A 24,958-nucleotide genomic window follows, 5' to 3' on the forward strand; every position below is an offset into this window, starting at 1 on the left:
CCTACTCACGTATTTTCACTATTACTTTCTGAATCACTTTAATTACATACCCCGTTATTACGGAATATAAAAGAGGATAACATAAAGCCACTTCTAGAAGAACTACTTATTCAAAATGAACGCCAATGTTAATATGCCGCTTCCTTTTTTACAAGAACATCCTCAAACCATATGGGATGCTTTGTTATTAAATCTTCGAGTGTTTACTCAGGTTCAAATCCACATCAAAAAGCAGTCGTCTTCCCATGCATCCATCAACTGCTAATATAATTCTCATATACTATTTAACGATAAGCAATTTGATATCTCTCAATGCACACCGCTTATTCGAAAATGAGATTATATACAACTGTCACTACTCTCTCATATGAGTGGTATCATATTTAAATAAGATCTCACTGGACTTTCTGTTTACCTTAACCAAAGTTAAACTTGTTGAAGGTATAGCTGGAGAAGACCATAAATTTTCAAGTGAATTATTTTCAAAGTGATCCATCAATAATTTAAGTGCTATAGAATGTGATACGATACAAACAGTTTCAAATGGATGTTCTTCAACTATATTGTTTATTGTTTTTACCACTCTTTCTTGCACTGTAACAAAGGGTTCAACCGTATCATTTGAAAAAAGGTGGGGGGTTTCCCAAAAAGATAACCACTCTTCAGGGGTTTTCTTCTCATTTTCATCGAATGTTTTACCTTCCCAACTGCCAAAAGAAATTTCTCTCAATGCGTCCATTTTAATAACGTTTAAGGGTCTTTCACCTTTTATTATTTCGGCAGTGGTCACTGCCCTATCACTTGTACTAGAATAAATAGCGTGCAACGGAATATCCGATAATCTTTGAGATAATTGTTTTGCTTGCTCTATCCCCTTCCCTGTTAAAGGAGAATTTTTCCACCCTTGCATAAGATTTTTTGTGTTCCAAACGGTTTCCCCATGTCTAGTTAAATATATGTGTGTGCTCATTTTTACCCCCGATTTTTGAACAATCTACTCTAATTTATCCACCAAGATTTGCTTATGTGTATTCGATAAATTCGGTAATGTGAATGTTTTGTTAATTATTGCTTGAGTAAGATGGTTTGCTTCTTTCCAAGCCAAATCATAAAGGGACTTATCAATAATTCCATCTACAAAAGCCTCATGCAGCTCATCCTCATCTTTAAGAAACATTTCTCCCGAAGGCAGTATGACGATATCCAAAAACAAATCATCCAGCCAAGGAACATCATCATCTAATCCGTTTTTCAGACATATGTCTACATACCATTGCACTACTTTCCCATTAGCATCAAACATAGTCGTAACCGAATGATTTTCGTCTAAAGGAAATTGCTGTAGCCACATATAACCATCATCAACAAAACACAACGTCTCTTCTTCATATTTTACGGATAATGGTTCCGTTACTTTTATCGTGTTTAATAAGGTTATATATCCCTTAAATTGACTTGTTTCGAGATATGCCTGTGCGTATTTTCTATTTAAAACTCTCTTCCATTCCGAACGATCTCCATATTTTCTTTTAAGCATCTTCATCCTCCAGCCATACAGTCAATTATCACTCTTGAATGTAATCCACTAGTTTTTGTATCGAAAATCGCGCTTTGAAGAAGAAGCAAGTTATATGTATATGCACTGTTGCTTGTAGCGGAAGACGGCCAATACCGAAGGGCTCAGACACGCCCCTTCGGAAAGCGTACCGCCTGTAGGGGAAAGCAACAGTCTTCACAGATAGTTTGGCTTTATTGTAACTTAACCATTCTGCTCATCTATACGCTCTGGATGATGAAGTAACAATTCTATTTTGCATAGTTCGCCTTCTCTAACTATTATAATAGAAGCTTTGCATAAAGAAATTAATTCAATTAAGCCCTAGAAATTTTCCACAACTAGAGCGTCTCGTCCAATTTCTGAATATTTGAGTGGGAAATTAAATATACATTGCCCAAAATGTCGATTTCGTCTCCCTTTACACGTACTGCGCAATCTTTATTCGACGCATAAATATTTATTTCTTCCGATAAGGGAGACAGTTCGCTTTGAACGAGCGCTATATTTCTTTCTAAATCAAAATGAGACAGGACAGAAAAATTATCAAGGCCGATTCCGTCGTAAACAGAGCTTACTTCAACCTTATCTCCAAAGTTTTTCGAGCATAACCATTTAGCGGACATGTTAATCGCACCAGCGCTTGCTCCCATCACAACGGCGCTGCTTTTTTTGATCAAATCCGACAATTCATATTCCTTCAAAAAACCATTTTGTTTAAGAATATTTCCACCCAACAAGAAAATGACTGACGCATTTTGAATTAACTTTTGAGCCTCTTCCTTCTGTATGCGATAATTAATTAAATGATATTCATCAAACATAATGCCAGCCTGGTCAAGCCACGAGCGCTCGGTAGCATCAACATCTTCATAAATAGATGGATTTGAGCTAATCATAGCAAGCGATTTTCTATCAGTTATATCCTCCTGTAACTCTATGCTAAGATTTTTCGGAAAATAATTACTAAACCAACCTAAATAATAGTGAGTTTTCATGAGTCCCCCCGTAGTATAGTGTAAATAACATTATTTTTTGCGTTACTCATACTGTTTTCTTGCCACCGAAAAACACTATGAATTTGGCTATTTCACTGAATATCAAAATATTCTTTATACCCTGAAATCATTATACCAAAGATCCCCATAAAAACTTTCAATAAAATAAAAAAGCACCGCTCAATGCGATGCTAATCATGGCTCTAATTTGATGATAATTTGCTCGTTATTTTTTGTTTTGAACCATTTAACTAACCGTCTTTTCTTCGACGGATTAGCGGTCTCTTGTTATATAAATAAGAGATGTCACTTAATCCCTAGCATCGCATTTTCTCACAAACACTGTTTTCACTTCTCATTGACTGTTTTTAATAGAGTCGACCTTGATTCTGACAAGGGGGAAATCCATTTATATCCTGTATCATATAGAAATCATACTTTTTTAAAGCAAATTGCGCTTGATATAAGTATTCAATTACATGAAGTTGACCATTTGTAACCCCACATAATACCCCTGTTGTTCCTGGCCCATTCGTCAATGAAATTCCAATAGGTTGATTGATTAAAGATCCTATTTTATAATGCCAATGTATAGTCATCGCCTCCTATAGCATCCTATTACTAATGGAGGGTTTTAGTGTTTGTCTTGCATCCGGGAATTTTTCAACTGAGAGGACCCTTTAACATTCATGATATCCGTTTTTTATCTAAGGTAGCCTCTTTTTCACAAAGCATTCAATCGTTATAATAATAGCGATGAAATTCCTCTATAAGGTGGTCATTTCTTAAAATTACTTTCAATGACTTCCCCATTGTGAAGTGAATACTGAGCAAAGTCGCTAGCTACAAAGACATTAGAAAAAATTTCTTGTCCTTCTTTCTTAAATGCGTCAATATCACTTGGGAGAAAGCGTGAACTAATATGTGTTGCAACAAGGGCTTTTGCATTAGACGTTTTCACAATTTCTGCTGCTTGTTGAATCGTGGAATGTCCAAAGTCTTTTGCTAATTGTCCCGTTTCTTCGTTAAATGTTGCTTCATGGACGACTAGATCGGCATTTTGAGAGAGCTCCACTGACGCTTCGCAGACACTGGTGTCCCCTAGAATCGTTACAATAAATCCTGGTTTCGGCTCGCCGATGACTGATGCGCTTGTGACAATCGTTCCATCCTCCAATGTAACATCGTTTCCATTTTTGAGTTGCTGAAGAAGCGGACCTTTTGGAACTCCAGCTTCGGTTGCCTTGTCAATTAGTAACTTTCCAGGCAACGGCTTTTGCACAATCCTATAGCCGAAACACGGGATGACATGGGACAACTCCCGTGTGGTTATGATGTATTCATCATCCTCAAATACAACACCTTCCTCAATTTCGTGAATCCTTAACGGGTATGTAAGATGAGTTTTCGTTAGGCGTAATGTCGTATGGATCCACTCTTCAATCCCTATAGGTCCATAGATATCAAGAGGACTATCTCCGCCTAAAAACGAGCGCGAGCCGATAAAACCAGGGATTCCAAATAAATGATCCCCATGTAAATGGGTGATGAACATTTTGGTCACTTTTCGCGGTTTCAAGGTTGTGTGAAGCATTTGATGTTGGGTCGCTTCCCCGCAGTCAAACATCCAATAGCCCCGCTCTTCAGAAGACAAATTCAAAACAATTGAAGTTGTATTACGCAATTTTGAAGGCATTCCTGCCCCGGTACCTAAAAACTGCAAATCCATTACTAATTCCTCCTCTCTATTGCTTTCCTTTATGAATTGTACCTGGACCAAATCGGTCATTCATACGTGTAACCAGTTTTTGCATGGACACTTCTTTATCATGACGCTCAAAATTATCGAAAGAAAGCTGTTCATGTAATTCTTCAAACGGAATAACACTGGATACCGTAATCCCCAGTAGTCGGATTGGTTCTCCATCCCAGTGAAGACGAAACAACTGTGCGGCTTCTTTATAGATTTCTTGCGAACGATATAATGGGTTCAAAACGGTTTTACTTCTCGATTGGTTTCGCCATGCCGCAGTACGGATTTGGATGGAAATGACAGTTCCGGCTAATTGTTTGGCTTCCAATCGGCTAGCTACTTTTGCTGCGAGTTTTTGAAAGACAGCCAGACATGGGTCTAACTCGGTTTCATCTATCGCTAATGTTGTTGAGCTCCCAACACTTTTACGTTCTTCTGAAGCTTCTGGATCTACAATTCGATCATCTACTCCATTCGCACGTTGCTTCAATTTTAGTCCTCTTTTACCAAGAGTCAATTTAACCTTCAAATCATCTGCAGTTGCTAGATCACCAATTGTTTGAATGTCCGCTTGCGCTAGCTTTTCTGCACTGCTTTTACCGATTCCATGCATCTCAAGCACGGAAAGTGGCCACAACAGATTTGAAACTTCACGTTTCCTTAAAATCGTGATCCCCATTGGTTTTTTCATGTCAGAAGCCGTTTTCGCTAAAAACTTATTCGGTGCAATTCCGATCGAGCAAGGCAAATCTAATTCGCGTAATATCCGTTCTTGCATATTTTTTGCAATTCCCATCGCGTCCTCTAGACCGCCAATCGCAGTTATATCGATGTATGCTTCATCAATCGAGACTGGTTCAACTAAATCTGTATACGTTCTTAAGATATCGAACATCGCCTGTGAGGCTTGTCTGTACTTTTCAAAGTCAGGAGGTACCAGTACAAGCTCAGGGCACACTCTTTTTGCTTCTCCGACAGTCATTGTCGTATAAACACCGAATGCGCGTGCTTCGTATGAGCACGTCACAAGAATCCCTCGTCGTGCCTTAGGGTTTCCTGCAACTGCTAGTGCAAGACCTTTCAATTCTGGATTATGAGCTTGTTCAACAGATGCAAAGAAACAATTCATATCCAAATGTAGAATGACTCGACGGTTGACGTGTTCTTTGCGATCCATGTACTCACCTCTCTAGCTTCAAGAAAAAACCGGGCAGCGTACTACCCGGTTTCAACAGTCACACGTTCTCTGATACTTGCTGTCCCACATAGTCAGTAATGGCATCCATTCCTGTCAGTGTGTCAGAAAGAATTGTCGGATCAATCATTGTAATGACCCGATTTTCCAAATTGGCTACTGAAGAGAAATAAGGCGTCTTAGAATAAGCCATTAGCCCTTTTGATGTCAATGTCTCCTCTGAAATATCAAGGATTTCTTTTGCCTCTAGCACAAGTAAGCCAAAGTATACACCTTCCGTTTGAACAACCACAACTTTAGCATTTGGATCATCTTTTGCAGAATTGCCATATAGAATTTGCTGGAAATCCAAAATTGGAACGAGCTCCCCGCGAATTTTCATTAATCCGAGTAGGTATTCGGGTAAATGCGGAATCGGGTTCACTTTTTCTAACTCTTCAATGGAAACCGTTTGTTCGACTGGAATTGCATATTCTTCATTGCCACAACGAACGACAATCGCTTTTGTGTTCTCCATACTACTGAACCTTCTTTCCGCGGTTCGTCACAGTACGCACAATTTCAAGTAACAAATCCGCTAGTTTGTTGAGCTCTTCAACAGGCATCCGTTCGTTTTTAGTATGGATTTCTTCATATCCTACAGACAATGTAACTGTTGGGAAGCCATGCCCATTAAAGATATTACCGTCACTGCCTCCACCACTCGTTTTCAATTCCGGAGTACGTCCAATAGCACGGATCGCTTCAGAAGCTACCTGAACCACTTCGTCATTCTCTTCAAAATGGAATCCTGGAGACATTAGCCGAACTTCTGTCTCAGCAGAGCCACCCATTTTTTCAGCAGTTTCGGCAAAAGCTTTTACCATATGCTCTGTCTGTGCTTGTAACTTTTCATAATTGATTGACCGTGCTTCTGAGACAATGTTGACTTCATCACAAACAATATTCGTTGCTTGTCCGCCAGAAAACATTCCAATGTTCGCTGTTGTCTCAGAGTCGATTCTTCCAAGTTTCATGGCTGCCACTGATTTAGCAGCAATCGTAATCGCGGAAACACCTTTTTCTGGTTCAACTCCTGCGTGAGCAGTACGACCATGAATGACTGTCTTCAATTTCGCATTATATGGCGCTGCAGTGACGATTCCACCAACTTTTCCATCACTGTCAACTGCATAGCCGTACTTTGCTTGCATGAGAGTTCTATCGATTTCTCGAGCTCCCACTAGACCGCTTTCTTCCCCAGCAGTAATAATGAATTGAAGATCCCCGTGCGCTTCTCCACTCTCTTTAAGTGTCCGCATCATCTCAAATAACGCCGCAAGTCCTGCTTTGTCGTCAGAACCTAGAATCGTTTCACCCGCAGAATAGATATATCCATCTTCTTTTAAGACCGGTTCAATCCCGACTCCAGGCGTAACTGTATCCATATGACAAGTGAAGTAAATTGGATCTGCTTCCGGTACAGAACCTTTCATCGTCGCGATTAGGTTCCCCGCACCGTGGCCTGTACGTTCTTTTGAGTCATCTTCATAGACATCGAAGCCCATCTGTTCCATTTTTTCTTTTAATACTCCAACAATCTGTTCTTCGTGTCGTGTTTCAGAATCTATCTTCACTAATTCAAAAAATTCATCTAGCATACGTTCGTAATTCATGGAATCTCTCCTCTTATAGCGGCATATTGCCGTGCTTCTTTTTAGGACGTTGTTCTTTTTTATTTCTCATCATGTCTAGCGCTTGCACAAGTTTAATACGCGTTTCGCGAGGGTCAATGACATCATCGACCATTCCATTTGCTGCAGCTGCATATGGATTCGAGAACTTATCACGATATTCCGCAATCTTGGCAGCACGCGTTGCTTCAGGGTCTTCACTAGCTGCAATATCTCTGGCGAAGATAATGTTCGCTGCACCTTCTGCTCCCATCACCGCAATTTCTGCATTCGGCCAAGCGAATACGAGATCCGCACCAATTGCTTTAGAATTGAGGGCAACATAAGCACCACCAAATGCTTTACGCAAAATCACTGTGATTTTTGGCACTGTCGCTTCCGAATAAGAGTACAAGATTTTTGCCCCATGACGGATAATGCCGCCATGCTCTTGTTTCACTCCTGGGAAGAATCCAGTCACATCTTCAAACGTAATCAGTGGGATATTAAAGGAGTCACACGTGCGTATGAATCTTGAGATTTTATCGGATGAATCGATATCTAAGCCACCTGCCATCACTTTCGGCTGGTTACAGACAAACCCGACGGCTTCTCCTTTGATTCTTGCAAACCCGACTACTGCATTTCGTGCAAATTCTTTCTGAACTTCCATGAACGAGTCTGAATCCGCAATTTGCTCAATCACTTTCCGAACATCATATGGCCTTATGGTTTCATACGGCACTACATCTGCTAAATCCGGACGATAATCATCTTTTTCAGAAATAGGTTGAATCGGTGTTTTTTCTTCATTGTTTTGAGGTAAGTACGTCAGTAACCGTCGAACTTCTTGAAGTACTGTCTGCTCATCGGCTCCTCGGAAGTGTGCATTTCCGCTAATTGCATTGTGCACTTTTGAACCACCCAAGTCTTCAGATGAAATCTTTTCGCCCGTAACGGTTTCAATGACTTTCGGTCCTGTGATGAACATTTGGCTTGTTTCATCAGTCATAAAAACGAAATCTGTAATCGCTGGTGAATAGACGGCTCCTCCTGCACATGGACCTAAAATAACCGAAATCTGTGGAATCACTCCTGAGTAAATGGAGTTGCGGTAGAAAATTTCACCATAACCATCCAGAGAGACAACTCCCTCTTGAATACGGGCGCCACCTGAATCATTTAGTCCAATAAAAGGTGCTCCGTTCTTTGCCGCGAGATCCATGACATTGGCAATTTTCATAGCATGCATTTCACCAAGTGCTCCACCAAAAACAGTAAAGTCTTGTGAGAATAAGTAAACCGGGCGGCCATTCACCTTTCCATAACCCGTCACAACTCCATCACCTGGACCTTCCAGTTTGTCCATTCCAAAGTCACGTGTCCGATGAGTCACAAATGGGCTTAATTCAACAAATGTTCCTTTATCGACTAGCAATTCGATGCGTTCCCGTGCGGTTAGTTTTCCTTTTTCATGTTGGCGAGCAATGCGATCATCGCCACCGCCTAATTCTATTTTGCGTTTTTTATCGTAAAGTTCGTTGATTTTTTCGTAAATATCCACCTTACTCATCCCCCAATGAGCGTTTGGCACATAGTTCATAAAGAACGCCAAACGAAGATTTTGGATGCAGGAATGCAACTTCTGCTCCACCTGCACCTATTTTAGGTTCCTCTTGAAGTAACCGGACGCCAGAAGTCTTCAATTCTTCCATTCGTTCACGAATGTTACGTACACCAAATGCAATATGATGGACACCTTCACCGCGTTTTTCCAGGAAACTTGCAATGGCTCCTTCAGTTCCGATTGGCTCGAGCAACTCAAGCTTGATATTACCAGCATCTAAAAATGCTACCGTAACATGCTGTTGCGGGACTTTTTCCACGCCCAACAACTTCAAACCAAGTGTATGTATATAATAATCCATTGAATCGTCAAGACTTTTTACCGCGATACCGATATGGTCAACCTTTTCCACGATTCCACCCCTTTTCTATTGTACCTGCTCCTAAAATATTGCGCCACAAGTTGAGAATTGTTCAGATTCTGTTAAACTAAATGTATCAAACCAATTAAGGGGTTTTTGCACATGAGCAATAAAAAAGTTCAAAAAACGATTGTCATTATTATGATCGCTGCTATGGTTGCTTCAACTGTCTTGTTCGGTCTTAGCACATTATTTTAAGAGAAGACATGAAAATGCAGGCCGGCATCAGTCACACTGATGCCGGCCTGTTTTTTATAGTTCTTCGCAATACTGCTCAAACTGATCTTGCAAGTTTGTCACAACAGACATTGGATCATGGCCTTCAATTTCATGACGTCCCACTTCAGCAACCATTTCTCCGTCTTTCATCAAGACGAATGACGGTGAAGATGGTAGATGGTAATCTCCAAAGTGCATACGTGCTTGCGCAGTCGCTTCTTTGTCTTGTCCCGCAAATACTGTTACCAAGTGATCCGGACGCTTATCGTAGTGGATAGCATGAAGTGCTGCCGGACGTGCGATACCACCTGCACAGCCACATACCGAGTTAACCATGACAAGCGTTGTACCTTCACGTTTGAACGCATTTTCAACGTCATCCGCTGTTTTCAATTGCTCATAGCCACCCGCTTCCATTTCTCCACGAGCCTGGCCAGTTATATCGTCCATATAAAAATTAAAATCCATTGACATCTAGTTGTCCCCCTTTGGTGCATGATACTACTATCATACCAGTTTACGAGTGCGATGAAAACTGTTCAGCAAATTCGCTTGCTTATGCAAATTCGACAGCGATATTAATTAGCGGCTTTGCTTATCAAAGAGTTGCTTAACGGCTCCAGTAACTGTTATCTGATCGCTCAATAGCTTTCCTTCCAGCTCTGAAACTTGCTGCTTGCGTCCTGGTTCACCGTAGAACGAATCGATCAAGTGATCATTGATCATCGAGTAGAACCAGCTTCGCGTTTGGGCTTGCCTTCTTTCTGTCCAATAATTCGACAGCTCCATCACAGCCCTGAACTCTTGAATCATTTCCCAAGTCTCCGACAACCCTGTTTCCTTAATGGAGGATACCGGTAAAGCGCGTGTTGTCCATCCGGGAGACGCAGGTTGAAGGAAATGAGCAAGCTGGCGATATTCTCTCACCGTTTTCTTTGCAAGTCGCACATTTTCTCCATCCGCTTTATGGACAATGATTCCATCAGCAAGTTCCATGATCCCTTTTTTCATCCCTTGAAGCTCGTCTCCAGCTCCTGTTAATGCAAGTAGTAGGAAAAAATCGGTCATCTCACGCACCGCAGTCTCAGACTGTCCGACTCCAACAGTTTCAACGAGAATGACATCATATCCAGCCGCTTCACATAATAACATCGTTTCTCGTGTTTTTCTGTGAACCCCGCCAAGCGTTCCAGCTGTAGGAGAGGGGCGGATGAAAGCCAGGGGATCGCGTGCTAGCAATTCCATTCGGGTTTTGTCGCCCAGAATACTTCCGCCAGTAATGGAAGAACTCGGATCGACCGCGAGAACAGCAACTTTATGTCCCGCTCTCGTCAGCATGAGTCCGAATGCCTCAATAAATGTACTTTTCCCTGCTCCAGGAACACCTGTAATGCCGATCCGGATGCTGTTTCCGGTTTTAGGCAATAATGTACGCAGCAATTCCTGGCCAGCCGGTTTGTCATGAATGGCGACACTTTCAAGAAGTGTGATCCCTTTTGCAAGACTAAGCCGAGAGCCTTCAGCAATTCCTTGAGAAAGCTCAGTAATTTCAATCGGCGCTTTGTTTCGTTTAAACTTTTTTCTTTTTACAGACTTCATGCCATCATGAGACGAATGCAGACCTTCCATAACGTTGAGCGTGGTTTCCTCCCGCACGTCCTCATCACGTGGGTTCACTCCATCACTTCCTCATAACCTAGTTGACGATAGATCTCTTCAATTACTTTTTGAGCAGCTACTGGAATGACGGTCCCTGGACCAAAAATAGCTGCTGCACCATTCTCCCGAAGGAATTCATAGTCTTGCGCAGGTATGACACCGCCGACAATGACAAGGATATCTGGTCTTCCTATCTTCGCTAACTCTGCGCGTAATGCTGGAACGAGTGTTTTGTGTCCAGCAGCAAGCGAACTTACACCAATGACATGGACATCATTTTCAGCTGCTTGCAACGCTGTTTCTTCAGGCGTCTGGAAAAGCGGACCAATGTCAACATCAAAACCAAGGTCAGCGAAAGAGGAAGCAATTACTTTTGCTCCACGGTCATGTCCATCTTGCCCCATTTTTGCGACCAGGATCCGTGGACGACGGCCTTCATTATCCAAAAACTCGTCTGTCATCGATTTCACTTCATCGATTTCTTCCGCGTTTGAGAAGTTTTGACTATAAACACCGCTCACAGATCGAATGACCGCTTTGTGTCTACCTGAGACCGCTTCTATCGCATCTGAAATCTCTCCTATTGTGGCACGCGCTCTCGCTGCATTCACAGCTAGTGCCAGCAAGTTGCCTGTTCCTTCTTTGGCACTCTTCGAGAGTTCCATAAGTGCTTGTTCAACCAACTGATCGTCCCGTTCTTCTTTCATGCGATGGATACGGTCAATTTGCTTTTGACGGACTAACGTATTATCGATATCTAAAATATCGATGGGTTCTTCCTGATCTAAGCGATATTTGTTCACACCGACAATCGTTTCTCTCTTCGAATCGATTTTTGCTTGTCGTTTTGCAGCTGCTTCTTCAATTTTCATCTTTGGAAGACCGGTTTCAATCGCTTTCGCCATTCCACCTAATTCTTCGATTTCTTCGATTAATTCCCAGGCTTTTTCAACAAGCTCATTCGTAAGCGACTCGACATAATAAGAGCCCCCCCATGGATCGATTGTTTTCGTCATCATCGTTTCTTCCTGCAAGAATAACTGTGTATTCCTCGCAATTCGCGCAGAGAAATCTGTCGGTAACGCAATTGCCTCATCTAGAGCGTTTGTGTGCAACGATTGTGTATGTCCCATTGCGGCAGCATTAGCCTCAATTAGCGTGCGTGTTACGTTATTAAAGGGATCTTGTTCGGTCAAACTCCATCCAGATGTCTGAGAGTGAGTTCTTAGGGCTAAAGACTTCGAGTTCTTTGGTTCGAACGTTTTCATCATTTTTGCCCAAATAATCCGTGCTGCCCGCATTTTGGCAATTTCCATGAAATAATTCATGCCGATTGCCCAGAAAAACGACAATCTGGGAGCAAAAGAGTCAATATCTATTCCAGCTTTCAGTCCTGTTCGGACATATTCTAAACCGTCAGCAAGTGTATAGGCCAGTTCAATATCCGCCGTCGCACCAGCTTCTTGCATGTGATAACCAGAAATCGAAATTGAGTTGAACTTCGGCATATTCTTTGATGTATAGTCAAAAATGTCAGCAATAATGCGCATCGACATTTCTGGAGGGAATATATACGTATTCCTTACCATGTATTCTTTTAAAATATCATTTTGAATTGTACCAGCAAGTTGCTCAGGAGAAACCCCTTGTTCTTCAGCTGCGACAATGTAGAATGCCATTATCGGCAAAACGGCACCGTTCATCGTCATCGATACGGACATCTGATCAAGAGGGATGCCATCGAATAAGATTTTCATATCTTCAACTGAATCGATTGCAACCCCTGCTTTTCCTACATCGCCCGTTACACGGGGATGATCGGAATCATAGCCTCGATGTGTCGCCAAATCGAATGCGACTGATAACCCTTTTTGCCCCATCGCGAGATTCCTTCGGTAAAATGCATTACTTTCTTCAGCAGTTGAAAACCCGGCATATTGACGTACGGTCCACGGACGAGCGACATACATAGTCGGATATGGACCTCTTGTATTTGGTGCTATTCCCGGAAAGTCCCCTAAGTGATCGAGTCCCTTTCTATCCTCGGAAGTATAGAACGGCTTAACTTGAATTCCTTCATTTGTTAGAAATGATTCCGTCACTTCGTTCTGACCAGATATCGATTTCTGAGTCACATGGTTAATATCCACTTTGCTAAAATCAGGCTTCTTCATGCTTCTGCGCCTCCCTTGCAACGATTGAGAATTTGAGTAAGCTTCCCAATACGATCTTGTCCGTTGTATACAAATCCATCTAGTCCGCTTGCCAGCCATCTGTCCGTTAACTCTTCACTCACACGTCCTGCAACATCCAATAGAAGACTTTGAGGCTTATTTGCAATTAGTTCTGCAGTAACCTGTTCCGTCATATCTGGAGCAGCACACACGATTGCATAGTCTGGTTTCTCCAGTTTCAGCCATTCAATGGCTGAGACGGAATCTGGAAATGCTGGACTATGTTGGGCAGTTAACCCACCTGTTGCCAGAAACCCTGTTGCAAAATCAGCTCGAGGTTTATACGATTTCAAGCTACCGAATACGAGTAGTCGAATATCAATCGGCTGTTCAGCAGCCTTCTTACGCAACTCCTCAAAAGGATAAGCCGGACGTGATGCCTCGACTCTAAAAGCATTGTCTGCTAAAACATGATTCTCAGGATCAGCATAGACACTTGTTCCAATCAATGAAGTGACTCCAGTCGCAGCATCTGCTTTTCGTTCATCGGCAAGCTTTTGCAACTGACCGGATTGTAGGTAAGCTTCTCTTCCGCCACTTTGCTCAATCTCCAAGAACCGCTCCCACGCTTTTTGAACTAATTCATCCGTCAGTTGTTCGATGAAGTACGAACCACCACCAGGGTCAATAACTTTGTCTGCATGCGTTTCTTCTCGAATAATAAGTTGTACATTTCGAGCGTATCGGAGTGACTGTGCCGTATTCCCTGTCAATTCGTTATAAGGATAAACCGTTAGCCAGTCGGCTCCACCTAAAACTGCGGAAAATGCGCTATTTCCTGCTCTCAGCAAGTTTACATAGGGATCTATTTTAGAAAATGATCTCAGTGAAGTTACCCCGATTATGGGCACAGGATTTAATTCGTATTCACCGTATGCGTTGCTGAACAATTGCCATAAAGTACGGAACGCTCGAAATTTTGAGATTTCCATAAAGAAATGAGTATCTGCAGGGAATCTAAAAAAGACATTCTTACTAAATTGATCAAATGAAGCCGCTTTTGTTGCGAGTTCCGAAGCTTCCGATAATGCAATTGCAAGCTCAGTGACACTATCTGCCCCATTCATATGAAGAGGTTCCAGGTCGATGCCGAGAGTTCTGATTTGTTCATATCCTAAAGGCAAGTCAAATTCAGTAGTCAACAATAAACCTGTCACTTTTTCGCGTTCATCTGAAGGAATCAGATCAAATACTTCAAGCAAACGATCTTGAGATCCAATATGAAAGAATGCAATTGGATACTTTTTCATCAATGCGGCAAGTGCATGTAAAGAATCATCGTTCCATTCAATCGGTGTTCTTCCATCGATAAAGATCGCTTCATTTCCCTTTTCAAGACTTTCAGACATCGAAGCAATCCACTCTGATCCTATACTTCCAGCTGTCGGTTGCGCACTTATCCATTTTTGTTGACTTGGACGTATATTTTTTATTGGTTGGGGGCGTGTTGCATAAAGTGGATTTAGTGTTATTCCTTCTACTGTTTTTGTTTTGAGTGAGTCTACTGTCTTTCCTTTCAATGACCGCTCTGCTACCTTTTCCCATTCGTTCCAATCTGGAAGCTCAAATCGCTGTTGCATCATGTTATGTATGTCAGAGTTGCTCATTTAAAATCCCTCCCTGTATTACTGTTATCTCATAGTGTACCTGAAATGGATCCTGCTTGAAAAGACAACCCCCACGTCCATTCTTTATATGGCCGAGGGGGTTGTTGTGTCTAGGTTAGTAGACAGATGTTGTTTCAGATGAAACGTTCTCTAGTATTTCTTTTACGCGAGCTAAGAAATGCCCTGCTACTAGACCGTCTAATACACGGTGGTCCAATGACAGACAGAGGTTGACCATATCCCGAACTCCAATCATTCCGTTGTCCATGACAACAGGACGTTTCACGATAGATTCCACTTGGAGAATTGCTGCTTGCGGATGGTTTATGATCCCCATTGACTGAACAGAACCGAATGATCCTGTGTTATTGACAGTAAACGTACCACCTTGCATTTCAGAAGATTTCAGTTTACCAGAACGAACTTTTCCAGCAAGCTCTGTTATCTCACGGCCAATGCCTTTAATTGTTTTCTCATCTGCTTGCTGAATCACTGGGACATACAATGCTTCGTCAGTTGCTACAGCAATCGAAATGTTGATGTCTTTTTTCTGCACGATTTTGTCGCCCGCCCACATTGAATTCATCATTGGGAATTCTTTCAATGCTTGAGAAACTGCTTTGACGAAAAATGCGAAGTACGTCAAGTTGAAGCCTTCTTTTTGCTTGAATTCCTTTTTGAGCGAATCGCGGTATTTCACCATTTCCGTAACGTCGACTTCAATCATCGTCCACGCATGTGGTGCTTCGTGTTTAGACTTTAGCATGTTATTTGCGATTGCACGGCGTACTCCAGTAACCGGAATTTCAATATCTCCTGGAACAACAGGTACATTAGTTGCTCCCTGTGAAGGTGCACTTGGGGCTGAAGCTGGTGCAGATGGCTGAACTTCAGTTTGTGCCGGAACTTCAGTTGTTACTGATTTAGGTTGTGGCTTTTCACCACTATCAATAATTGCTTGAATGTCTTTACGAGTAATCCGACCATCGCGACCTGAACCATCGACATCAGCAAGATTAATATCATGATCTTGTGAAAGACGAAGAACAGCTGGTGAATAACGACCTGCAGCAGCGCCCTTTTCTTTCTTCACAGGACTGTTTGGTTTTTGTGAACCTTCTGCGGGCATTTCGTTCGCTGGCTCTTTTTGAGCTGGTGCTGCTTCTGGCTGAGCAGACTCGCTGCTTCCGCCTTCAGTTTCCATCGTACAAACGATTTCACCTACAGCGACTGTTTGGCCCTCTTGAACCAAGATTTCTTTAATCGTTCCTGTGAATGATGAAGGTACCTCAGCTGTTACTTTATCTGTATTCACTTCTGCAAGTGAGTCATACTTCTCTACATGATCACCTGGCTTCACAAGCCATTTCTCAATCGTACCTTCTGTTACACTCTCACCGAGTTGAGGCATTTTAATGGATTCAATTGCCACTGGATTTCCCTCCGTTCATTATTAAAATTCAGCTAACTCCCGTGCTGCTTTTTCTACTTTATCCGGATTCACCATAAAGAATTTCTCCATTGTTGGAGCGTACGGCATTGCAGGAATATCAGGTCCAGCGAGACGTTGGATCGGAGCGTCTAAGTCGAATAAGCAGTTTTCTGAAATAATGGCTGCCACTTCGCTCATAATGCTGCCTTCTTTGTTATCTTCTGTAACAAGAAGAACTTTTCCTGTCTTTTTAGCCGCTTCGATGATTGCTTCTTTATCCAACGGGTAAATCGTTCTCAAATCGAGAATGTGTGCTGAAATCCCGTCTTCTGCAAGACGCTCTGCAGCTTGTAGAGCAAAGTGGACACATAGACCATATGTGATAATCGTAATGTCTTCCCCTTCGCGTTTTACATCTGCTTTTCCGATTTCTATTGTATATTCTTCTTCAGGTACTTCGCCTTTAATAAGTCTATACGCACGCTTATGTTCAAAGAACAGCACTGGATCATCATCACGAATTGCTGCTTTTAGAAGACCTTTCGCATCGTATGGAGTGGATGGGATAACAATTTTAAGTCCAGGAGTTCCTGCAAACATCGATTCCACAGATTGTGAATGATAAAGAGCACCGTGAACGCCACCACCAAATGGTGCACGTACAACAAGTGGACAAGACCAGTCATTATTTGAACGGTAGCGGATTTTTGCCGCTTCCGAAACAATCTGATTGACCGCAGGCATTATGAAGTCAGCAAACTGCATTTCAGCAATTGGACGCATGCCGTACATCGCAGCACCAATTGCAACACCAGCAATCGCTGATTCGGCAAGAGGAGTATCGAGTGCACGGTATTCACCGTATTTATCGTACAAACCTGTTGTTGCTTTGAAAACGCCACCTTTACGACCTACGTCTTCTCCCATTACGAAAACGTTTTCGTCACGTTCCATTTCTTCTGCCATAGCACTTGTAATTGCATCGATATATGAAATGACCGCCATCAGTCGTTCCCTCCTTGTTCAGCATATACGTGTCGAAGTGCATACTCTGCATCTGCATAAGGAGCTGCTTCTGCATAATCTGTCGCTTCGTTCACTTGCTTCATGATCCGCTCTTCGATTTCGCTATTCAGCTCATCTGTAAGCACTCCAGCTTCTTTCAAATAATTAGCAAACTTAGGGATTGGATCGAGTTTACGCTCTGTTTCCAACTCTTCAGCATCACGATACAAACGATGATCATCATCAGATGAGTGAGCCGTCAAGCGATAACATACTGCTTCGACGAGACTTGGTCCATCTCCACGACGTGCTCTGTCTGCCGCTTCTTTCACGACTTTATAGACTTCAAGTGGATCTGTTCCATCTACTGTTGTCCCCGGCATACCGTAACCAGCTGCACGATCTGCTACATGTTCACATGCAAGTTGCTTCTCAACTGGAACTGAAATTGCATATTTATTGTTTTCTACCATGACAACAGTAGGCAATTTGTGTACGCCTGCAAAGTTCATACCTTCGTGGAAATCTCCTTGGTTAGAAGACCCTTCACCAAGTGTTGTGAATGTAATGAAGTCTTCGCCTTTAATCTTCGCTGCAAGTGCAACCCCTACTGCGTGTGGAAGTTGTGTCGTAACAGGTGAAGAACCTGTCAATATACGATTCTTGCGTTGTCCGAAGTGACCTGGCATCTGTCTTCCACCTGAGTTCGGATCCTCTGCTTTCGCAAATGCTGAAAGCATCAAATCTTTCGGCGTCATACCGAAGTGTAAAACGACTCCCATGTCGCGATAGTATGGAGCAGTCCAGTCTTTATCTTTATCGAGTGCATATGCAGCTCCTACTTGTGCAGCTTCTTGTCCTTGACAAGAAATAACAAATGGAACTTTACCTGCACGATTCAGAAGCCACATACGCTCATCTATTTTTCGAGCCATTAACATTGTTTCATAGATTTGTAATACATCATCATTCGTGAGCCCAAGCTCTTCGTGGCGGTTTGTTGCCATGATTATTTCCCCCTTTTTACATGTGGATTGCTTTACCATCTACAGCTAATGCGGCTTCACCAATCACTTCTGAGAGTGACGGATGAGGATGAATCGTTTCTGCAACTTCCCAAGGCGTTGCGTCTAATACCATAGCTAAGCCTGCTTCAGAGATCATGTCGGTAACGCCTGCACCAATCATGTGTACACCGAGAATATCATCAGTTTTTTCATCCGCAACAATTTTCACAAAGCCGTCTGCTTTTCCATTTACCAGTGCTTTGCCTACTGCTTGGAATGGGAATTTACCGATTTTCACAGTGAATCCGCGATCTTTCGCCTGTTTTTCGGTAATACCTACGCTTGCTGCTTCAGGGCTTGAATAGATACAACGTGAGATTTTTTCATAATCCATAGGCTCTGGAGTGTGATTCGCGATGTGTTCTATCGCTGCAATTCCTTCGTGAGAGGCAACGTGTGCAAGTTGTAGTCCACCGATACAATCCCCAATCGCATAGATATGACTTTCCTTTGTTTGGAACGTCGGTTTTGTTTTAATGTATCCTTTTTCAACTTCAATATCTGTATTCTCAATTCCGATTCCTTCAGTATTGGCTTGACGGCCAACTGAGACTAGAACTTTTTCTGCAGTGAAACTTTGAGTAGAATCACCAATTTCTGCTGAAATGGTTACATTCTCTGAAGTCTTTTCAACTGTTTCAGGAAGCACTTTTGCACCTGTAACGAATTTGATGCCTTTTTTCTCAAGAAGTTTTTTCATCTCTTTTGAAATGTCTTCGTCTTCAGTAGGAAGAATTCGATCTGCGTACTCAACTACCGTAATGTCAACTCCAAAATCGTTAAGCATCGAAGCCCACTCGATTCCAATGACACCGCCACCGATGATTAGCATTGAAGATGGCAATGACTCAAGAGCCAATGCGCCGTCTGAAGAAAGGATTTGCTGTTCGTCCAACTCTAGACCTGGCAATGTTCTAGGACGTGATCCGGTTGCAAGGACTAGGTTTTTCAGAATGAGCATTTCGTTTTCTTCACCGTTATTCATCTCAACAGAAATGGTTCCTGGCATCGGGGAGAAGATAGAGGGTCCAAGCATTCTGCCTGTTCCTTCATAGACATCGATCTTACCCTTTTTCATAAGACCTTGAACACCTTTATAGAGTTGGTCGACGATAGACTTCTTTCTTTCTTGAACAGCTGAGAAATTAAGTGTAACGCCTTCTGTTTCAACACCAAAACTTTGAGCTTTTTCTTTCGTCAGCTGGTAAACTTCTGCACTTTTCAATAATGCTTTACTAGGAATACATCCTTTATGTAAGCATGTACCGCCTAATTTTCCTTTTTCAACGAGCGCTGTTTTCAGACCAAGCTGTGCAGAACGAATGGCAGCTACATATCCGCCTGTTCCGCCACCAAGAATTACTACATCATATTCTTGAGCCAATGTGTTCAGCCTCCATTTCTATGTTTGTCTGTCGTGATGGATACACTTTTGCTTTCTCTTCACCGGTAAGAACACGGATTGCCCCTTCCGCAAGGGCTTGCAATTCGTCTTCCCCCGGGTAGACAACAACATTTGCTATCCAGTCAACATATCCTTGTATTTCTGCTGTAAAGTCTTTACCGTAAGCGAGTCCGCCAGTCAAAATAATTGCATCCACTTTACCTTGAAGTACAGCCGCTGCGCTACCGATTTCCTTAGCGACTTGGTAAGCCATTGCACTGTAAATTTCTTTTGCATGTCCATCTCCAGCTGCAATTCTTTTTTCCACTTCAACCGCATTATTCGTACCAAGGTAACCTGTCAGACCACCTTTACCGACGAGCATTTCCATAATTTCCTGACGATAGTACTTTCCAGAAAAACAGATATCCACTAAATCTCCAGCAGGAACTGTACCTGCACGTTCGGGACTGAAAGGACCGTCTCCGTGGAGTCCATTATTTACGTCAATGACTTCTCCATGGTGATGGGCACCAACGGTAATCCCGCCTCCCATATGAGTCACGATGAGTCTTAGATCCTCATATTTTTTACCAGTATGCAACGCGTATCTTCGAGCTACTGCTTTTTGGTTTAACGCATGGAAAATAGAGTGTCGTTCGAGTAATTTAAATCCAGAAACTCTAGCGATGGGTTGTAGTTCATCCACTACAACTGGATCGACAATAAAGGCAGGTATATTACATTCCATTGCAATCTCATTTGCAAGGATTCCTCCCAGGTTGGACGCATGCTGACCTGAATAACCTTCTCGCAGATCTTCAAGCATAGATTCGTTCACTGTATACGTACCTCCAGCAATCGGACGCAGTAAGCCACCGCGTCCACACACTGCTGATAAAGAGGATGGTTCAATCTCATGTTGTTTGAGCTCTTCTACAATCATCGTCTTACGAAATTCGTACTGCGCGGTGATAGAAGCAAACTGGGCAAGTTGTTCAGTGGAATGACGCAATGTCTCTTCCATGACGAGCCGATCATTATCAAACACGCCAATTTTTGTAGAGGTAGAGCCAGGATTGATCGTCAAAATTCTTTCAACTGTAAGGTGCACAAGTATCCTCTCCTTTCACAGCACAGCTCAAAAGTTGCTTATCGACGATTTGAGAGTACGCTTTTTTCTTTTTGCAAAAACTGGTTACGTGCCTTTGCAACGCGTTCAATACGTTCTTCAGCCAAACGGTCTGCAGCAACATATGAAGGAATGTTGTCACGCTTAGAAATCGCAAAGATTTTTTCGATTGTATCGTAGATCGTGTTGACCTTTTTCAATGCACGTTCACGGTTATAACCGTCCAATTCGTCTGCTACGTTGATAACTCCACCTGAGTTGATGACGTAGTCTGGTGCATATACAAGTCCCATTTCGTGGATTTTGTCACCGTGTTCTGGATTTTTCAATTGGTTGTTTGCAGATCCTGCAATGACTTTTGCCTTCAATTGTGGAATTGTATCATCATTAATGACAGCTCCAAGTGCACATGGTGAGAAGATGTCTGCATCTACGCCATAAATTTCGTTGATGCCCACTGCTGTTGCTCCGAAGTTGTCGACTGCACGTTGCACCGCTTCTTCATTAATATCCGTAACAATCAGTTTTGCTCCTTCTTCATGAAGGTATTCGCACATTGTGTAGGCAACGTTTCCAACACCTTGTACTGCGATTGTCTTACCTTTTAGGGAATCATCGCCGAATGCTTCTTTAGCTGCTGCTTTCATTCCTACATATACACCAAGTGCTGTTACTGGTGATGGGTTACCTGAAGAACCGAATTCAGCAGAAACACCTGTTACGTAATCTGTTTCAAGGTGGATAAGATCCATGTCTGCTTCCGTTGTACCTACATCTTCAGCTGTTATGTAACGGCCGTTTAGTCCTTCGATGAAGCGACCGAACGCACGGAACAATTCATCGTTCTTGTCTGTTTTAGGGTTCCCCATGATTACTGCTTTACCACCACCGAGGTTTAGGCCAGCAGCTGCATTTTTGTAAGTCATTCCGCGTGCAAGGCGAAGAGCATCTTCAATTGCTTCTTCCTCACTGTTATATGTCCACATACGAGTTCCGCCTAGTGCAGGTCCAAGTGTCGTATCGTGAATTGCGATGAATGCTTTTAGTCCAGTTGTTTTGTCTTGGCAGATCACCAATTGCTCATAGTCGTAAGTTTCCATGTATTTGATAATTTCCATTTGTAATTCCTCCAATTATTCAATCAGTTTTTACTTACTAATAATGCAAGTGCTAGTGAATGAAGTTTCGTTTCAGCATTGTCCGCACGTGACGTGACAACGATTGGAGCGGACGCCCCTTGGATGATTCCGCCTACTTTCGCACGAGCAAAGTAGGTTAACGATTTGTAGAGAATGTTACCAGCTTCCAAGTTGGGTGCAACTAAAATATCCGCTTTCCCTGCTGCTGGACCAGATAGCCCCTTATGTTGAGCGGCTTCTGGTGAAATCGCATTATCCAATGCCATAGGGCCTTCAACAATACAATTTTTCAACTGTCCTCGCTGATTCATCATCGTCAAGGAAGCTGCATCCAGTGTTGCTTGCATCGCCGGGTTTACAGACTCAACCGCAGCAAGCGGCACAACAACTGGTACTTCTATACCGCAAGATCTAGCAACAGATACCGCATTTTGGATAATTTGTGCTTTCACCTGTAGATCTGGTGTAATGCTCATCGCAGAATCGGTAACGAAGTAAAGCTTGTTGAAGCCTGGAATTTCAAATGCAGCTACGTGAGAAAGCACGTTCCCAGTTCGCAAACCCGCTTCCTTTCGTAGTGCAACCTTCATCAATGCTGCAGTTGGGAGATTCCCTTTCATAAGTACTTGGGCTTTCCCTGCAGATACCGCATCGACTGCTAATTGAGCTGCATGCTGCATTCCTTCACTATCAATCATTTCGATATCAGGATGATTGGCGAGCTGAGGATACTTCGATTGAATGATTTCAAGTAATTGCTTTTTATCGGCATAGAGTTTGAAAGTTGCTAGACCTCGCGAAACTGCAAGTTCAACAGACTTCAGTACATCCGCATCTGCCGCACAAGCAACAGCGGTACACGGTCTGTCCGATAATGCAGCTGCTTGTTGTACAATTTCTGAAAGTTTTTCCATCCCGTCACCTCACTTTCGTTAAATCAATTTGTATTTTTCTAATTTGTAGTACAACGATCGAAGTGAAATACCAAGTCGATCAGCTGTCAAAACTTTTTGACCGTTATTTTCCTTCAACGAGGTCTCCAGCAATACCTTTTCATGATCTTCCATCAGCGAAGCAAGCGTCCGCTTTTCTGGAATTCCAGAATCTGTTTGCTGTTCACTACGTGAAGACAATGCTCGTACAATGTCCGCTTCATCGAGCTTTGTAGAACCTGATTCTGTTAATATCATCGCTCTACTTAACACGTTTTCCAGTTCACGGACATTTCCTGGCCACTCATAAGACTGAAGTCGTTGCATCGCCTTAAGCGTCACATGCTGAATGGTCATCCCGAATTCCTGATTCAGCATCGCGAGGAGAACATCTGTCAAAAGCTCAATATCATTTGTCCTAGTTCGCAACGGAGGAATCCGGATAGACATGCGGGTGAGTTGATAGTACAAGTCTTCGCAAAGAACTCCCTCGTGAACAGCGCGTTCGAGGTTGGCTGCAGAAGACGTAATAATTCGCACTGACAGTTGAATAGGTTGCCCCGCTGCCGTTATACGGCCAGAACCTATGTATTCTAAGAGTTTTTTCTGTACATCTGGTTTCAATTCAGTAATTTCGTCCAAAAACAGCGTTCCTGAACTTTTGTCATGCTGAATTTCTGTGTGCATCAGTGCGGCATCAATTGCTTCTACATCTAATGACGCACATGAGACCCTGATGAACTCTCCATCATTTCTTCTGCTTCCTGTATGAATGGCATGAGCAAAAAGTTCTTTTCCGCTCCCAGGTTCCCCTCGAAGCATCACTGGGATTTCCGATCCTGCGGCAATTTTTGCTTGACTTACTGCAATCAGCAGGTCCTCATTGGTTCCTATAATATCATCAAACGTATACGTCGATTCTAACTCACGGATCATCGCTTTTGCATGGTCAAGTTGTTTCATAAGACTGCGTATTTCAGTAATATCGTGAATGACACCGACACTGCCCTTCACTTCCTGGTCAACAATTATCGGTGCAACATTTACAATCACATCTCGATTATTTTCACCGATTTGCATATTAACACCACGTGAGGGTGCTTTTGTCTCAAGGACTCTCATGTGAATACTTTCGCCTGAACTAATGTCGACAGTTGCCGGTTGCCCAATTACTTCTCTCTCTGTTAAACCCGTTAAACGTGTGTAAGCTGGATTGACTAAGATTCCTAAGCCATCTGAATCGACAACGGATATTGCATCATCACTTGAATGGATAATGGCCTCAAGCATTGTTTTAACACGCTTCAAGTCTGTAATTTCTTCTGCGGTGCGGATTACTCCTGTTACATCTTTAAAAACAGCAAACGCTCCTGTTATCGTTCCGTCTGGCATTACGATAGGATATCTGGAACTCAAAATATCCAATCCGTTGGTCAGTTGAAGTTCAACATTGAAGTCAGGTTGACCCGTTTGGAGAATGTCCGGCAAACCTGAATCTGGGATTATCGATAAAATCGGTTTTCCGATTACATCTTCGGCCGAAAAATCAAGCATTTTGGAAGCGCTATCATTAAATAGGTTTATGTTACCCATTTTGTCAATTCCTATCATGCCTTCACCAACTGAGTTGAAAATGGATTTGTATACCATCATATCTGATTGTAATAACTTCAATTCTGAATGGTGATTAGCCAAAATCTTCACTATAAGTTGACTAATAAATTTCGGTATCACTGTAATTTGTGGATATTTTTGATTGTAATTGAATGGGGAATCCCCTGAAAAGTCTAGAATTAGCTGCACATTTCCCGAAAGAAAACTTTCCGGATCAGGTCCATGAGGGATTCCGTTCTGACTCGCAAACTTATTGCTATCACCGTTCTCTGTACGGTCAACAATACCGATGATTTGGTAAGTTTCGATTTGCTCAATATGTTGTAAAACACAGATGCTTTCTTGGTCAGCATCAATTATTAAAATGTTTTGCAAAGATGTTCAATCCCCCTC

The 24,958-nt window shown here is 42.5% G+C and carries 23 protein-coding genes; 1 reads left to right on the forward strand and 22 read right to left on the reverse strand.

Annotated elements, in window-relative coordinates; translation table 11 throughout:
* Window positions 1–355: 355 nt before the first annotated feature.
* The 10 genes from N693_RS0110245 to mce form a co-directional block, all read right to left on the reverse strand.
* Window positions 356–970, reverse strand: a complete 615-nt coding sequence (locus N693_RS0110245) for a histidine phosphatase family protein (RefSeq protein ID WP_025784688.1) — start codon at window positions 968–970, stop codon at window positions 356–358.
* Between the two features lie 24 nt (window positions 971–994).
* Entirely contained in the window at window positions 995–1,537 is a 543-nt protein-coding gene (locus tag N693_RS0110250) for a DUF402 domain-containing protein (protein WP_025784689.1), read from the reverse strand.
* 359 nt (window positions 1,538–1,896) lie between these two features.
* Complete coding sequence (locus N693_RS0110255) at window positions 1,897–2,553, reverse strand: Type 1 glutamine amidotransferase-like domain-containing protein (protein ID WP_025784690.1); 657 nt, start codon at window positions 2,551–2,553, stop codon at window positions 1,897–1,899.
* A 368-nt stretch (window positions 2,554–2,921) separates the two neighbouring features.
* Complete coding sequence (locus N693_RS0110260) at window positions 2,922–3,146, reverse strand: hypothetical protein (protein ID WP_025784691.1); 225 nt, start codon at window positions 3,144–3,146, stop codon at window positions 2,922–2,924.
* A gap of 185 nt (window positions 3,147–3,331) precedes the next feature.
* Window positions 3,332–4,282, reverse strand: coding sequence for a ribonuclease Z (rnz, locus tag N693_RS0110265; protein WP_025784692.1), 951 nt, complete (start codon window positions 4,280–4,282; stop codon window positions 3,332–3,334).
* A 16-nt stretch (window positions 4,283–4,298) separates the two neighbouring features.
* Complete coding sequence (locus N693_RS19175; protein ID WP_037593031.1) at window positions 4,299–5,483, reverse strand: DNA polymerase IV; 1,185 nt, start codon at window positions 5,481–5,483, stop codon at window positions 4,299–4,301.
* Window positions 5,484–5,541: 58 nt separating this feature from the next.
* Window positions 5,542–6,018, reverse strand: a complete 477-nt coding sequence (locus N693_RS0110275; RefSeq protein WP_025784693.1) for a chemotaxis protein CheW — start codon at window positions 6,016–6,018, stop codon at window positions 5,542–5,544.
* A gap of 1 nt (window position 6,019) precedes the next feature.
* Window positions 6,020–7,156 (reverse strand): M20/M25/M40 family metallo-hydrolase, encoded by a 1,137-nt coding sequence (locus N693_RS0110280; RefSeq protein WP_025784694.1) that lies wholly within the window; start codon window positions 7,154–7,156, stop codon window positions 6,020–6,022.
* Window positions 7,157–7,169: 13 nt separating this feature from the next.
* On the reverse strand, window positions 7,170–8,717 hold the full coding sequence (locus N693_RS0110285) for an acyl-CoA carboxylase subunit beta (protein ID WP_025784695.1): 1,548 nt from the start codon (window positions 8,715–8,717) through the stop codon (window positions 7,170–7,172).
* A 1-nt stretch (window position 8,718) separates the two neighbouring features.
* On the reverse strand, window positions 8,719–9,132 hold the full coding sequence (gene mce, locus N693_RS0110290; RefSeq protein ID WP_025784696.1) for a methylmalonyl-CoA epimerase: 414 nt from the start codon (window positions 9,130–9,132) through the stop codon (window positions 8,719–8,721).
* 111 nt (window positions 9,133–9,243) lie between these two features.
* Between mce and prli42 the strand changes: the two genes are divergently transcribed.
* A complete protein-coding gene (gene prli42 / locus N693_RS20225; RefSeq protein WP_156028906.1) occupies window positions 9,244–9,339 on the forward strand; it encodes a stressosome-associated protein Prli42 in 96 nt (31 codons plus the stop codon).
* A gap of 54 nt (window positions 9,340–9,393) precedes the next feature.
* On the opposite strand, the gene N693_RS0110300 is transcribed toward prli42, so the two are convergent.
* The 12 genes from N693_RS0110300 to N693_RS0110355 all read right to left on the reverse strand — a co-directional run bounded on the left by N693_RS0110300 (window position 9,394) and on the right by N693_RS0110355 (window position 24,940).
* Entirely contained in the window at window positions 9,394–9,834 is a 441-nt protein-coding gene (locus N693_RS0110300; RefSeq protein WP_025784697.1) for a BrxA/BrxB family bacilliredoxin, read from the reverse strand.
* Window positions 9,835–9,942: 108 nt separating this feature from the next.
* The gene (meaB, locus tag N693_RS0110305) at window positions 9,943–10,989 is read right to left on the reverse strand and encodes a methylmalonyl Co-A mutase-associated GTPase MeaB (protein ID WP_051508731.1); all 1,047 of its coding nucleotides are present in this window, start codon (window positions 10,987–10,989) and stop codon (window positions 9,943–9,945) included.
* A 44-nt stretch (window positions 10,990–11,033) separates the two neighbouring features.
* The gene (gene scpA, locus N693_RS0110310; protein ID WP_025784699.1) at window positions 11,034–13,193 is read right to left on the reverse strand and encodes a methylmalonyl-CoA mutase; all 2,160 of its coding nucleotides are present in this window, start codon (window positions 13,191–13,193) and stop codon (window positions 11,034–11,036) included.
* Complete coding sequence (locus N693_RS0110315) at window positions 13,190–14,860, reverse strand: methylmalonyl-CoA mutase family protein (protein WP_025784700.1); 1,671 nt, start codon at window positions 14,858–14,860, stop codon at window positions 13,190–13,192. The genes scpA and N693_RS0110315 overlap by 4 nt, the downstream gene beginning before the upstream one ends.
* 115 nt (window positions 14,861–14,975) lie before the next feature.
* The gene (locus N693_RS0110320; protein ID WP_025784701.1) at window positions 14,976–16,292 is read right to left on the reverse strand and encodes a dihydrolipoamide acetyltransferase family protein; all 1,317 of its coding nucleotides are present in this window, start codon (window positions 16,290–16,292) and stop codon (window positions 14,976–14,978) included.
* Between the two features lie 21 nt (window positions 16,293–16,313).
* Window positions 16,314–17,297: an alpha-ketoacid dehydrogenase subunit beta gene (locus tag N693_RS0110325; protein ID WP_025784702.1), complete on the reverse strand. Its 984-nt coding sequence runs from the start codon at window positions 17,295–17,297 to the stop codon at window positions 16,314–16,316.
* The gene (locus N693_RS0110330; protein WP_025784703.1) at window positions 17,297–18,304 is read right to left on the reverse strand and encodes a thiamine pyrophosphate-dependent dehydrogenase E1 component subunit alpha; all 1,008 of its coding nucleotides are present in this window, start codon (window positions 18,302–18,304) and stop codon (window positions 17,297–17,299) included. Before N693_RS0110330 ends, N693_RS0110325 begins: the two co-directional genes overlap by 1 nt.
* Window positions 18,305–18,320: 16 nt before the next feature.
* Window positions 18,321–19,748 carry a dihydrolipoyl dehydrogenase gene (lpdA, locus tag N693_RS0110335; protein ID WP_025784704.1) on the reverse strand — a complete coding sequence of 476 codons (1,428 nt, stop codon included), beginning with the start codon at window positions 19,746–19,748 and terminating at the stop codon, window positions 18,321–18,323.
* Window positions 19,732–20,862, reverse strand: a complete 1,131-nt coding sequence (gene buk / locus N693_RS0110340; protein WP_025784705.1) for a butyrate kinase — start codon at window positions 20,860–20,862, stop codon at window positions 19,732–19,734. Before buk ends, lpdA begins: the two co-directional genes overlap by 17 nt.
* Before the next feature lie 38 nt (window positions 20,863–20,900).
* Window positions 20,901–21,998 (reverse strand): Glu/Leu/Phe/Val dehydrogenase, encoded by a 1,098-nt coding sequence (locus N693_RS0110345; protein ID WP_025784706.1) that lies wholly within the window; start codon window positions 21,996–21,998, stop codon window positions 20,901–20,903.
* 23 nt (window positions 21,999–22,021) lie between these two features.
* Complete coding sequence (locus tag N693_RS0110350; RefSeq protein WP_025784707.1) at window positions 22,022–22,933, reverse strand: bifunctional enoyl-CoA hydratase/phosphate acetyltransferase; 912 nt, start codon at window positions 22,931–22,933, stop codon at window positions 22,022–22,024.
* 18 nt (window positions 22,934–22,951) lie between these two features.
* Window positions 22,952–24,940, reverse strand: a complete 1,989-nt coding sequence (locus tag N693_RS0110355) for a sigma-54-dependent Fis family transcriptional regulator (RefSeq protein WP_025784708.1) — start codon at window positions 24,938–24,940, stop codon at window positions 22,952–22,954.
* Between the last annotated feature and the right edge of the window lie 18 nt (window positions 24,941–24,958).

Source organism: Sporosarcina sp. D27 (assembly GCF_000586555.1).
Taxonomy (GTDB): domain Bacteria; phylum Bacillota; class Bacilli; order Bacillales_A; family Planococcaceae; genus Sporosarcina.